The following is a 12,792-nucleotide window of genomic DNA, read 5'->3' as shown; positions in this document are numbered from 1 at the left end:
TTTACTGATATCGCTCCCTGTTTATCATTAATTTCTAATTATCGGCGATTTTAGATGGCGGCCTCCGGGCGCGCTGGTTACTCTGAAAACGGTTTACGCAATTTTTACAAAAGAGAATAGCTATGCATGAAGCACAAATCCGCGTCGCCATTGCCGGCGCCGGTGGCCGCATGGGACGGCAGTTAATCCAGGCCGCCATGGCGATGGAAGATGTTCAGCTGGGTGCCGCGCTGGAGCGCGAAGGCTCTTCCTTGCTGGGCAGCGATGCTGGCGAACTGGCAGGCGTGGGGAAAACGGGCGTCATCATTCAAAGCGATCTGGCGTCGGTCAAAGATGATTTCGATGTTCTGGTCGATTTTACCCGTCCTGAAGGCACACTGGCGCATCTGGCGTTTTGCCGTAAACATGGTAAAGGGATGGTGATTGGTACTACCGGCTTTGACGACGCCGGTAAACAGGCCATTCGCGAGGCGTCGCAAGAGATTGCGATCGTTTTCGCCGCAAACTTTAGCGTCGGCGTTAACGTCATGCTCAAGTTGCTGGAGAAAGCCGCGAAGGTAATGGGCGACTATAGCGATATTGAAATTATTGAAGCGCACCACCGCCATAAAGTGGATGCACCGTCGGGTACGGCGCTGGCAATGGGCGAGGCAATCGCCGGGGCGCTGGATAAAGATCTGAAGGACTGCGCGGTCTACTCGCGTGAAGGTTATACCGGCGAGCGCGTACCGGGAACGATTGGCTTTGCAACCGTTCGGGCGGGCGACATCGTCGGCGAACATACCGCGATGTTTGCCGATATTGGCGAGCGCGTAGAGATTACGCATAAAGCTTCCAGCCGCATGACGTTTGCAAATGGCGCGTTGCGATCGGCATTATGGCTAAAAACGAAGAAAAATGGGCTATTTGACATGCGGGATGTGCTGGGACTGGATGTACTATAACGACTAAATACCTTCGTGATGTGGTTGTGGTAATCAAGATTAATTGATTACAAAGGGCAATATATTATTGCCCTTTTGTTTTTTGCCCCCCGGTTATTCGGTCAGATAAATAACGCCTTTCGCCATTCATGTTTCGACAGTTTCTTCGCCCACGACATGTTCTGACGTTGTTTTCGCGTTAAGAATAGTCAGTTTAAAGACATCCGGGCCAACGGCATCCATTTGCGTGACGTAATTGCCATTACGATAAATGCGGTTAATTGGCCCTTCAGGCGCATCGGTAAGGGTCATTACGTTCAACGGGAAAAAAATTACTGCCTGAACTGATGTTAGTCATATTCAGCCGCAGTGGCTTATCGTATGCAAAATGCACCTCGACCAGACTGATAAGACTGATATCCATCGTGGGGTTAGCGCTGTTCCACGGGGGCGTTTTATCTCTTTTTCTTCAATAGGTTAGCTTTTTTATGCTGTAGTGAGGCTGGTTGTGGTCCAATCGTATGCGTTAGTCTTAAAGAAAAAGAAGTTAGACCTTTATATCGCGATTGTGATTCTCATTACATTATCTTAATTTGCTGTTTTTTGTTGATTTTTTGATGTGTTTTATTTGTTTTTTATTTTAACAAGTGCTTGATTTTTAAATTATTTTTATCGTTAATTTGATTTATTTTGAATTTTTATTCATTTAATTGTATTAATGGTTATTAAATTAATTTTTATCGTTGTTTTTTGTTGTTTTAATGTGAAATTTGACCATTTGGTCCACTTTTTATCGTTCCAGTCAGCTTTTTTCGAACTCAAGGAAGCGCAAGCGTTTTCTATCGTCACTTAGTTGATCTTTTTGACTCTTAAATAGGATAACTTCCTTATAATGTGCAAAATAACATAAAAAACACCCTCTTTAAGTTGACTTTTATCCGGCTTAACTTCAGAATGCCGCCGTTTGCCAGAAATCCACGGGTAAGCAAATTTGCATTGCTTCATACTGACTGAATGAATTAATATGCAAATAAAGTGAGTGAATATTCTCTGGAGGGTGTTTTGATTAAGTCAGCGCTATTGGTTCTGGAAGACGGAACCCAGTTTCACGGTCGGGCCATTGGGGCAACGGGTTCGGCGGTTGGGGAAGTCGTTTTCAATACTTCAATGACCGGTTATCAAGAAATCCTCACTGATCCTTCCTATTCCCGCCAAATCGTCACTCTTACTTATCCCCATATTGGTAATGTCGGCACCAATGAAGCCGATGAAGAATCTTCTCAGGTTCATGCGCAAGGTTTAGTGATTCGCGATCTGCCGTTGATTGCCAGCAACTTCCGTAACACAGAAGACCTCTCTTCTTACCTGAAACGCCATAACATCGTGGCGATTGCCGATATCGATACCCGCAAGCTGACCCGACTGCTGCGTGAGAAAGGCGCACAGAACGGCTGCATCATTGCAGGCGATAGCCCGGATGCGAAGCTGGCGCTGGAAAAAGCGAAAGCATTTCCTGGACTTAACGGTATGGATCTGGCGAAAGAAGTGACCACGGCGGAAACCTACCGTTGGACGCAGGGTAGCTGGACGCTGAAAGACGGTTTACCGGAAGCGAAATCTGAGGATGACCTGCCGTTCCACGTGGTGGCCTACGATTTTGGCGCCAAGCGCAACATTCTACGTATGTTGGTGGATCGCGGCTGCCGCCTGACGGTGGTGCCAGCGCAGACTTCTGCTGAAGAGGTGCTGAAAATGAACCCGGACGGCATCTTCCTGTCGAACGGCCCTGGCGACCCGGCGCCGTGCGACTACGCCATCGAGGCGATTAAGAAATTCCTCCAGACCGACATTCCGCTATTTGGCATCTGCCTCGGCCATCAGCTGCTGGCGCTGGCGAGCGGTGCGAAGACCGTTAAGATGAAGTTCGGCCATCACGGCGGCAACCATCCGGTAAAAGATATGGACCGAAACGTGGTGATGATTACCGCGCAGAACCACGGCTTTGCGGTGGATGAAGACTCGCTGCCAGCCAACCTGCGCGTGACCCACAAGTCGCTGTTCGACGGCACCCTGCAGGGCATTCACCGTACCGATAAACCGGCGTTCAGCTTCCAGGGCCACCCGGAAGCCAGCCCCGGCCCGCACGATGCTGCACCGCTGTTCGACCACTTTATCGAGCTTATTGAGCAATACCGTCAGTCCGCGAAATAATCAGGAGTAATAAGAGCCATGCCAAAACGTACAGATATAAAAAGCATCCTGATTCTGGGCGCGGGCCCGATTGTTATCGGTCAGGCGTGTGAGTTTGACTACTCCGGCGCTCAGGCGTGTAAAGCGCTGCGCGAAGAGGGCTACCGCGTTATTCTGGTGAACTCCAACCCGGCCACCATCATGACCGACCCGGAAATGGCCGATGCCACCTACATCGAGCCGATTCACTGGGAAGTGGTGCGCAAAATCATTGAAAAAGAGCGTCCGGATGCGGTGCTGCCGACCATGGGCGGCCAGACGGCGCTGAACTGCGCGCTGGAGCTGGAGCGGCAGGGCGTGCTCGAAGAGTTCGGCGTCACCATGATTGGCGCCACCGCCGACGCCATTGATAAAGCCGAAGACCGTCGTCGCTTCGATATCGCGATGAAGAAAATTGGTCTCGACACCGCGCGTTCCGGTATCGCGCACACTATGGAAGAAGCGCTGGCGGTTGCCGCTGATGTGGGCTTCCCGTGCATTATTCGTCCGTCCTTTACCATGGGTGGCACCGGCGGCGGTATCGCTTACAACCGTGAAGAGTTCGAAGAAATCTGCGAACGCGGTCTGGACCTCTCGCCAACCAACGAGCTGCTGATTGATGAATCGCTGATCGGCTGGAAAGAGTACGAGATGGAAGTGGTGCGTGATAAAAACGACAACTGCATCATCGTCTGCTCTATCGAAAACTTCGACGCAATGGGTATCCATACTGGGGACTCGATCACCGTGGCCCCGGCACAGACGCTGACCGACAAAGAATACCAAATCATGCGTAACGCCTCGATGGCGGTACTGCGTGAAATCGGCGTCGAAACCGGCGGTTCTAACGTCCAGTTCGCAGTGAACCCGAAAAACGGCCGTCTGATCGTTATCGAAATGAACCCGCGCGTATCCCGTTCCTCGGCGCTGGCGTCGAAAGCCACCGGCTTCCCGATTGCCAAAGTGGCCGCCAAACTGGCGGTGGGTTATACCCTCGACGAGCTGATGAACGACATCACCGGTGGCCGTACACCGGCGTCGTTTGAGCCGTCTATTGACTACGTTGTCACCAAAATTCCGCGCTTTAACTTCGAGAAATTCGCCGGTGCCAACGACCGTCTGACCACCCAGATGAAATCGGTTGGTGAAGTGATGGCGATTGGCCGCACGCAGCAGGAATCCCTGCAAAAAGCGCTGCGCGGCCTGGAAGTGGGCGCTACCGGCTTCGACCCGAAAGTCAGCCTTGACGACCCGGAAGCTCTGACCAAAATCCGCCGCGAGCTGAAAGACGCGGGCGCCGAGCGTATCTGGTACATCGCCGATGCTTTCCGCGCGGGCTTGTCTGTGGATGGCGTCTTTAACCTAACCAACATCGACCGCTGGTTCCTGGTGCAAATTGAAGAGCTGGTGCGTCTGGAAGAGAAAGTGGCTGAAGTCGGGATTACCGGCCTCAACGCCGACTTCCTGCGTCAGCTCAAGCGCAAAGGGTTTGCCGATGCGCGTCTGGCGAAACTGGCGGGCGTGCGCGAGGCGGAAATCCGCAAGCTACGCGACCAGTATGACCTGCACCCGGTCTACAAGCGTGTGGATACCTGCGCGGCGGAATTCGCCACCGATACCGCCTATATGTACTCCACTTATGAAGATGAGTGCGAAGCGAACCCGTCCGTTGATCGCGATAAAATCATGGTCCTCGGCGGCGGCCCGAACCGTATCGGCCAGGGCATCGAATTTGACTACTGCTGCGTACACGCCTCGCTGGCGCTGCGCGAAGACGGTTACGAAACCATTATGGTCAACTGTAACCCGGAAACCGTCTCCACCGACTACGACACCTCCGACCGCCTGTACTTCGAGCCGGTGACGCTGGAAGACGTGCTGGAAATCGTGCGCATCGAGAAGCCGAAAGGCGTTATCGTGCAGTACGGCGGCCAGACGCCGCTGAAGCTGGCGCGCGCGCTGGAAGCGGCAGGCGTGCCGGTTATCGGCACCAGCCCGGACGCCATCGACCGCGCGGAAGACCGTGAACGCTTCCAGCATGCGGTTGACCGTCTGAAGCTGAAGCAACCGGCCAACGCCACCGTCACCGCCATTGAACAGGCTGTCGAAAAAGCGAAAGAGATCGGCTACCCGCTGGTGGTACGTCCTTCTTACGTACTGGGCGGTCGGGCGATGGAAATTGTCTATGACGAAGCCGATCTGCGTCGCTACTTCCAGACGGCGGTCAGCGTCTCTAACGATGCGCCGGTACTGCTGGACCGCTTCCTTGATGACGCGGTTGAAGTGGACGTGGACGCTATCTGCGACGGCGAAATGGTGCTGATTGGCGGCATTATGGAGCACATTGAGCAGGCGGGCGTACACTCCGGCGACTCCGCCTGTTCCCTGCCAGCCTACACGCTGAGCCAGGAGATTCAGGACGTGATGCGCCAGCAGGTGCAGAAGCTGGCCTTTGAGCTGCAGGTGCGCGGCCTGATGAACGTACAGTTTGCGGTCAAGGACAACGAAGTCTACCTGATTGAGGTCAACCCGCGCGCGGCGCGTACCGTACCGTTCGTCTCCAAAGCCACCGGCGTGCCGCTGGCGAAAGTGGCGGCGCGCGTGATGGCCGGCAAATCGCTGACCGAGCAGGGCGTGACCCAAGAAATTATCCCGCCGTACTACTCGGTGAAAGAAGTGGTGCTGCCGTTCAACAAATTCCCCGGCGTTGACCCGCTGTTAGGGCCAGAAATGCGCTCCACCGGGGAAGTGATGGGCGTCGGTCGTACCTTCGCGGAAGCGTTCGCCAAGGCACAGTTGGGCAGTAACTCCACGATGAAGAAACAGGGCCGTGCGCTGCTCTCTGTTCGCGAAGGCGACAAAGAGCGCGTGGTGGATCTCGCGGCCAAGCTGCTGAAACAGGGCTTTGAGCTGGATGCCACCCACGGTACGGCGATTGTGCTGGGCGAAGCCGGTATCAACCCGCGTCTGGTGAATAAGGTGCATGAAGGTCGTCCGCACATTCAGGACCGCATCAAGAATGGCGAATATACTTATATCATCAATACCACCGCAGGCCGCCGCGCGATTGAAGACTCCAGGGTGATTCGTCGTAGCGCGCTGCAGTATAAAGTGCATTATGACACCACGCTGAACGGCGGTTTTGCCACGACGATGGCGCTCAATGCCGATGCCACCGAGAAGGTAACCTCGGTGCAGGAAATGCACGCGCAGATCAAAAAGTCGTAAATAAAGGGGCCGGTGGATATTGCTCTAACCGGACCTGTAATATAATTCTGAAAGGGTTTCTGTAAAGAAACCCTTTTTTTATCTTGCGTAAGGTCATTCCTGGAGAAGTCCGTTTCCGTAACCACATTTTCTATGTAATAAGCACGATATTGCTCACACTAATCAATATTTAAGTCGCATACTATCTTGCATATCCACAATTTTAATATGGCTTAGTTTTTATTAGTTTGGACAGGCCGTAGCCAGATTTTTAATTTGTGAAATGGTGTGCTTATGTGTGAAAAATATGTTGAAAGACCGCTTTATTTGTTAATTGCTGACTGGATGATGGCAGAGAACCGATGGATCACGGCCAGGGAGATTTCCCGTCAATTTGATATTGAACACTGCAAAGCAATTAATACGCTCTCCTATATTCTGTCAGAAGTGGGGGAAATTGTTTGTGAAGTGAAGATGATCCCTAACCAGATTGCAGGACGGGGCTGCCAGTGCCAGCGTCTGGTGAAAGTCGTGAGTATCGACTCTCAACTCTATCGCCGATTGAATCATAATTTGCAGGAAAGAAAAGTGAGCGTGGCGAAAGCGCCGCGACTGTCTGCCGTTCCTCCCACAGAGCTAAACCGTGAGCAGAAATGGCAGATGATGCTCTCCAAGAGTATGCGTCGATAATTGTCTGTTTACCTGCTGGCGGGGTAAACGGTAATTGACGCGTAGGCCGGATAAGCGTGAGCGCATCCGGCATCAATTACTGTGCTGATTTTGGCTTCACGTCCGTCGTGCCTTTCAGGCGCGGCCGGTTTTCTTCGACCTGCGTTAACGGCTTCGTTTCAGATAACCCCGTTCGACAGCGGATCGCAAGATCCTGATATTCTTTAGTGTTGAGGCGTTTCCAGTGCAGCTCCTGATCCGTAACCTGGCGTAGTACGCGCGCCGGTGAACCCACCAGCAGTTGCCTTGCCTCACCCTGAAATCCGGCTTTGACAAAACTCATGGCGGCGACAATGCTCTCTTCGCCAATCACTGCGCCGTCCATAATGACGCTATTCATGCCGACCAGGGCGTCCCGTCCCACCACGCAGCCATGTAGAATAGCGCCGTGGCCGATATGGCCGTTTTCATGCACGATGGTATCGGTATCGCAGTAGCCATGCATAATGCAGCCATCCTGCAGATTAGAGCCTGCCTCCAGGATCAGGCGACCATAATCCCCACGCAATGACGCGAGTGGGCCAATATAAACACCGGCGCCCACGATGACATCGCCAATCAGCACGGCGCTGGGATGGACAAACGCGTCCGGATGCACCACCGGGATCAGTCCTTCAAAGGCGTAATAGCTCATAGTTGTACCTCGGTTTTTTTGCCGGATGGCGGCGTAAACACCTTATCCGGCCTACGGTTGCGCATGTGCTGTAGGCCGGATAAGCGAAGCGCCATCCGGCATAGTCACATTAACGACCTTTCCACACCGGATCGCGTTTTTCGGCAAATGCCTGCGGTCCTTCGAGCGCATCTTCTGAATGCAGTACCGACGGATAATGCTTCAGCACGCCGCTGCGGATGTAGCGGTAGCCTTCTTCTACCGGCATTTCGCTGGTCGCGCGATAAATCTCTTTCAGCGCCGCGATAGCCAGCGGGGCGCTATTGACCAGTTGTTGCGCCAGTTCGCGCGCGCTATCCATCAGTTCGCTCTGGCTGACAACGCGGTTCACGACTCCCCAACGCAGCGCTTCTTCGGCGCTCATTCGTCTGCCGGTCATTACCATTTCGTTGACGATAGCCGGTGGCAGCAGCTTAGGCAGACGCAATACGCCGCCGCTGTCAGGCACGATGCCGAGCTTTGCTTCCGGCAGCGCGAAGCTGGCGTTTTCGGCGCAGACAATAAAGTCCGCCGCCAGCGCCAGCTCAAAACCGCCGCCAAACGCGTAGCCGTTCACCGCGGCGATAACCGGCTTATCGAGGTCAAATATTTCGGTTAAACCGGCAAAGCCGCCGGGACCAAAATCGGCATCCGGCGCTTCACCTTCCGCTGCCGCTTTTAAGTCCCAGCCAGCAGAAAAGAATTTCTCACCGCCGCCGGTAATGATTGCTACGCGTAATTCCGGGTCGTCACGGAAATTAAGAAAAGCTTCACCCATTGCAAAGCTGGTTTTGGCGTCAATGGCATTCGCTTTAGGTCGGTCGAGGGTAATTTCCAGGATCGGGCCGTTACGGGTCAGATGTAATGACTCACTCATAGTTCATCTCCAGATAAATAGTTTCCCGGCGGGAGGGATTCCCGCCGGAAGGTTTATTTCAGATTTTTTTTGATTATTTTTCCTGAACAGTTGCGTGGCAGGTCAGTTCTGATCTCCATAAAAGAGGGAACCTTGAATTTCGCCATATTGTTTTCGCAAAAGCTGAAAAACTCGGCTTCGCTTAATGTTTCACCTTCATTAAGGACGATAAACGCTTTAATGGCTTCATCACGGATCGCATCTTTAATACCGACCACCACAATGTCCTGAATTTTCGGATGCGCAGAAATAATATTTTCCAGCTCGACGCAGGAGACATTTTCCCCGCCGCGTTTAATCATGTTGCAGCGTCTGTCGACAAAATAGAAATAGCCATCCTCATCCTGGTAACCCGAATCACCGGTATGTAACCAGCCCTCTGGTTCCAGCGCCCTGGCGGTTGCCTCCGGCTGCATGTAATACTCTTTGAAGATAGTCTTGCCGGGGATGCCTTTAATACAGATTTCGCCAATTTCTCCGGCGGGCAGCGGGCGATTTTGATCGTCGCGAATTTCAGCTTCATAGCTAAAACCCACGCGACCAATGGAAGGCCAGCGCCGTTTGTCTCCGGGACGGTCGCCAATAATTCCGACAATGGTTTCAGTCATACCATAAGAGGTCAGCAGCCTGACGCCAAAGCGTTCGGTAAAGGCGTCTTTTTCCTGCGCGGATAGATTGAGATAGAACATCACTTCGCGCAGATGATGCTGCCTGTCCGTTGGTGCGGCGGGTTGGACCATCAGCGTGCGGATCATCATCGGGATGCACTCGGTCACCGTCGCCTGATATTTACGTACCTGATCCCAGAAGGCCCTGGCGCTGTACTTCTCCAGGAGCACAAAGGTGCTGCCGGCGGAAAAGGCTGGCATTGCGGCGGTACACTGGCAGTCGATATGAAAAGCGGGCATCACCGTCATGTACACGTCATCATCGCGCAGGGCGATTTGCCAGGCAGAGTAGTAGCCTGCAAAACGCAGGTTGTAGTGGGTAATTACCACCCCTTTAGGCCGTGAGGTGGTGCCTGAGGTAAACAGAATTTCCGCCGTATCGTCAGTGGATAACGCGGGCGTATAGCACAGCGTGGTGGACTGGCGGGATTGCAGTTGGGTAAAGTGACTCACGCCGTCGTCAGCCGGAAGCTGCTCGCCAATCAGACAGATATGATTAAGCGGAGTGCTATTGTCCTGGCGTATTTCACGGTACATAGGATAAAACTGGGCGCTGGTAACCAGCAGACTCACCTGGCTGTTTTGCAGGATCCAGGCGCTTTCTTCGCCCAGTAAGCGGGCATTAATCGGCACCATAATGGCGCCGATTTTTGCCAGTCCAAACCAGCAAAAGATGAATTCCGGACAGTTATCCAGATGCAGCGCGACCCTATCACCCTTGCGGATCCCTAAGGAGTAAAAAAGGTTCGCCGTGCGGTTAATCTCTTCATTGAGCGAAGCATAGCTAAACTGCCGAACGACTCCCTCACAGGATTCGAAAATTAACGCCGTTTTATCTCCGTACACCCCGGCCAGGTCGTCCCACATCTGACGTAAGTTTTGTCCGCCAACGATATCCATATTGCTTTATCCACTGAAATCAGGCGTGAGCGCTAACCGGAAAACCGATTAGCGCATCGCGTTTAATCCTCAACTTTGGCCAGGCCTTTGCCGACCAGTTCCTTAATATCTGCTTCGCTATAACCAATGTTTTTCAGAATGGCGGCGGTATCCATGCCGTGTGACGGCATGCCACGCCAGATTTTCCCCGGGTTGTTTTTAAATTTCGGCATGATGTTCGGCCCCTTACAGGTGCGACCGTCCATTGTTTGCCACTGAGTAATCGATTCGCGGGCAACGTACTGCGGATTACCTTCCAGTTCCGGAATGGTGAGCACCTTCGCACAGGCGATATTCAGCTCAGCAAAACGCGCCTGAACTTCGGCGATGGTATGTGCTGCCAGCCAGGCGTCCAGTTTCTCTTCGACGAGCGGGCCGTAAGGGCATTCCACGCGATGGATGAGCTGCGTGCCTTCCGGAACTTCTGGCGTACCGAGAATGTGGGCCAGGCCAATATCTTTAAAACACTCGTTGATTTGCGTGATGCCGACCAACTCCATGACGATGTAACCATCGGCGCATTTATACAGGCCGCAACCGGCGTAGTAGGGGTCTTTCCCTTTCGTCATACGTGGACAGATTTCGCCGCCGTTGAAGTAGTCCATCATGAAGTACTGACCCATGCGCAGCATCACTTCGTACATCGCGATATCGATGCTTTCACCTTTACCCGTTTCGCGTACTTTGTGCAGGGCCGCCAGCGCGGCTGTCGTCGCGGTCATCCCGGAGAAGTAATCGGCGGTATACGGGAAGGCTGGCATCGGCTGATCAACGTCGCCGTTTTGGATCAGATAACCACTGAATGCCTGCGCGATGGTGTTATACGCCGGAAGATTGGTGTACTCCTCGGTACCAAACTGGCCGAAGCCGGAAAGGTGGGCGATAACCAGTTTCGGGTTATGTTCCCACAGCACTTCATCGGTAATACCGCGGCGGGCAAAGGCCGGACCTTTACTGGCTTCAATGAAAATATCGGTGGTTTCCATCAGCTTCAGAAACGCTTCCCGGCCTTCATCTTTGAAAATATTCAGCGACAGGGCGTGCAGGTTACGGCGTGAGAGCTGCGGATAGTTAGGCTGCACGCGGATGGTATCGGCCCATGCGACGTTTTCAATCCAGATAACCTCAGCGCCCCACTCGGCGAACATCTGTCCGGCGAACGGACCGGCGATTTCGATTCCTGAAAAAACAACGCGTACCCCAGCAAGCGGGCCAAAGGTTGGCATTGGTAAATGATTCATCATTTTTCTCCTGGCATTTTTTGCGGTATGTAGGCCGGATAAGCACAGCGCCATCCGGCATGATTGCCTGATGGCGACGCCCCGCGTCTTATCAGGCCTACAAGGGATCGATTAGCGGTATTGCTTGAGTACCGCACGACCCAACGTCAGGATCTGCATTTCGTCAGAACCACCAGAAACACGGTCAACGCGCAGGTCACGCCAGAAACGCGTGATGCGGTGGTTGCCCGCGATACCAACACCTCCCAGTACCTGCATGGCGGTGTCTACCACTTCAAACGCGGCGTTGGCGCAGAAGTATTTGCACATTGCTGCGTCGCCGGAGGTAATCGTGCCGTTATCTGCTTTCCACGCGGCTTCCAGCAGCATATTTTTCATGGAGTTCAGTTTGATCGCCATATGCGCAAACTTCTCCTGAATCAGCTGGAAACGACCAATAGCTTCACCAAACTGCACGCGTTGATTAGCGTAACGCGCAGCGTCTTCAAAAGCGCACATTGCGGTACCGTAGTTGGTCAGCGCGACGAGGAAGCGCTCATGGTCAAACTCTTCTTTCACGCGGTTGAAGCCGTTACCTTCCCGACCGAACATGTCTTTTTCGTCCAGTTCAACGTCATCAAAGGTGATTTCACAGCAGCTATCCATGCGCAGACCGAGTTTCTCCAGTTTGTTGACCTTGATACCCGCTTTGCTCATGTCCACAAACCACTCGGTGTAAACCGGTTTATCCGGCGATGCACCGTCTCTCGCCATGACCACGATGTACGGGGTATAGGCGCTACTGGTGATAAAGCACTTACTGCCATTGAGATAAACCTTACCATTTTTGCGTGTATAAGTGGTTTTCAGACTACCAACATCCGATCCCGCTCCCGGTTCGGTGATAGCAGAGTTCCACATCTGCTTACCGGTGCCCCGGAACGCCATGATTTTATCAATTTGCTCCTGAGTCCCTTCACGCAGGAAAGTGTTAAAACCTCCCGGCAATTGGTACAACACGTAAGTTGGCGCGCCAAGACGTCCCAGTTCCATCCAGACGGCGGCGACGGTAACAAAACCCGCTTCCAGACCGCCGTGTTCTTCCGGGATCAGCAGGCTATCAATACCCATATCCGCCAGCGCTTTTACAAAACGCTCAGGGTAGACGCTGTCACGATCGCACTCGGCAAAATAAGCTTCCCAGTTCTCACTGGCCATCAGTTCGCGAATACCGGCGACAAACAGCTCCTGTTCGTCATTTAAGTTGAAATCCATCTTTCAGCCTCTTGATCAATTGGGTTAATAAGAA

At 53.0% G+C, this 12,792-nt stretch carries 10 protein-coding genes; 4 read left to right on the top strand and 6 right to left on the bottom strand.

Translation table 11 applies throughout. The annotated features are described in order from the left end of the window. Window positions 1–122 precede the first annotated feature (122 nt). Entirely contained in the window at window positions 123–944 is an 822-nt protein-coding gene (gene dapB / locus OLG56_RS18215; RefSeq protein ID WP_023214108.1) for a 4-hydroxy-tetrahydrodipicolinate reductase, read from the top strand. Window positions 945–1,070: 126 nt separating this feature from the next. Here the strand turns inward: dapB and OLG56_RS18210 are convergent, their stop codons facing one another. Next, on the bottom strand, window positions 1,071–1,235 hold the full coding sequence (locus OLG56_RS18210; RefSeq protein ID WP_001527307.1) for a hypothetical protein: 165 nt from the start codon (window positions 1,233–1,235) through the stop codon (window positions 1,071–1,073). Between the two features lie 750 nt (window positions 1,236–1,985). Between OLG56_RS18210 and carA the strand changes: the two genes are divergently transcribed. From carA to caiF, 3 genes are all read left to right on the top strand, one after another. Further along, a complete protein-coding gene (gene carA / locus OLG56_RS18205; protein ID WP_000597273.1) occupies window positions 1,986–3,134 on the top strand; it encodes a glutamine-hydrolyzing carbamoyl-phosphate synthase small subunit in 1,149 nt (382 codons plus the stop codon). Window positions 3,135–3,152: 18 nt separating this feature from the next. Then, a complete protein-coding gene (gene carB, locus OLG56_RS18200) occupies window positions 3,153–6,380 on the top strand; it encodes a carbamoyl-phosphate synthase large subunit (RefSeq protein ID WP_001126323.1) in 3,228 nt (1,075 codons plus the stop codon). A gap of 273 nt (window positions 6,381–6,653) precedes the next feature. Next, entirely contained in the window at window positions 6,654–7,049 is a 396-nt protein-coding gene (caiF, locus tag OLG56_RS18195) for a carnitine metabolism transcriptional regulator CaiF (protein ID WP_000333324.1), read from the top strand. 76 nt (window positions 7,050–7,125) lie between these two features. Here the strand turns inward: caiF and caiE are convergent, their stop codons facing one another. From caiE to caiA, 5 genes are all read right to left on the bottom strand, one after another. Continuing rightward, entirely contained in the window at window positions 7,126–7,722 is a 597-nt protein-coding gene (gene caiE / locus OLG56_RS18190) for a carnitine operon protein CaiE (RefSeq protein WP_000122863.1), read from the bottom strand. A 109-nt stretch (window positions 7,723–7,831) separates the two neighbouring features. Beyond that, the gene (caiD, locus tag OLG56_RS18185) at window positions 7,832–8,617 is read right to left on the bottom strand and encodes a crotonobetainyl-CoA hydratase (protein ID WP_000004383.1); all 786 of its coding nucleotides are present in this window, start codon (window positions 8,615–8,617) and stop codon (window positions 7,832–7,834) included. Window positions 8,618–8,670: 53 nt separating this feature from the next. Then, window positions 8,671–10,224, bottom strand: coding sequence for a crotonobetaine/carnitine-CoA ligase (caiC, locus tag OLG56_RS18180; RefSeq protein ID WP_079900453.1), 1,554 nt, complete (start codon window positions 10,222–10,224; stop codon window positions 8,671–8,673). A gap of 62 nt (window positions 10,225–10,286) precedes the next feature. Next, window positions 10,287–11,504 carry an L-carnitine CoA-transferase gene (gene caiB / locus OLG56_RS18175; RefSeq protein WP_058108996.1) on the bottom strand — a complete coding sequence of 406 codons (1,218 nt, stop codon included), beginning with the start codon at window positions 11,502–11,504 and terminating at the stop codon, window positions 10,287–10,289. Window positions 11,505–11,615: 111 nt separating this feature from the next. Then, a complete protein-coding gene (caiA, locus tag OLG56_RS18170) occupies window positions 11,616–12,758 on the bottom strand; it encodes a crotonobetainyl-CoA dehydrogenase (protein ID WP_000347134.1) in 1,143 nt (380 codons plus the stop codon). Between the last annotated feature and the right edge of the window lie 34 nt (window positions 12,759–12,792).

This window comes from Salmonella sp. 2018103, from assembly GCF_026247685.1.
Taxonomy (GTDB): Bacteria; Pseudomonadota; Gammaproteobacteria; order Enterobacterales; family Enterobacteriaceae; genus Salmonella; species Salmonella enterica.
This window is presented reverse-complemented; position numbering and strand designations above follow the sequence as displayed.

Bases quoted from the DNA above. Each gene is read 5' to 3' on its own strand.
- dapB (WP_023214108.1), top strand. From the start codon at position 123: ATGCATGAAGCACAAATCCGCGTCGCCATTGCCGGCGCCGGTGGCCGC.
- OLG56_RS18210 (WP_001527307.1), bottom strand. From the start codon at position 1,235: ATGACCCTTACCGATGCGCCTGAAGGGCCAATTAACCGCATTTATCGT.
- carB (WP_001126323.1), top strand. From the start codon at position 3,153: ATGCCAAAACGTACAGATATAAAAAGCATCCTGATTCTGGGCGCGGGC.
- caiF (WP_000333324.1), top strand. From the start codon at position 6,654: ATGTGTGAAAAATATGTTGAAAGACCGCTTTATTTGTTAATTGCTGAC.
- caiE (WP_000122863.1), bottom strand. From the start codon at position 7,722: ATGAGCTATTACGCCTTTGAAGGACTGATCCCGGTGGTGCATCCGGAC.
- caiD (WP_000004383.1), bottom strand. From the start codon at position 8,617: ATGAGTGAGTCATTACATCTGACCCGTAACGGCCCGATCCTGGAAATT.
- caiC (WP_079900453.1), bottom strand. From the start codon at position 10,224: ATGGATATCGTTGGCGGACAAAACTTACGTCAGATGTGGGACGACCTG.
- caiB (WP_058108996.1), bottom strand. From the start codon at position 11,504: ATGAATCATTTACCAATGCCAACCTTTGGCCCGCTTGCTGGGGTACGC.
- caiA (WP_000347134.1), bottom strand. From the start codon at position 12,758: ATGGATTTCAACTTAAATGACGAACAGGAGCTGTTTGTCGCCGGTATT.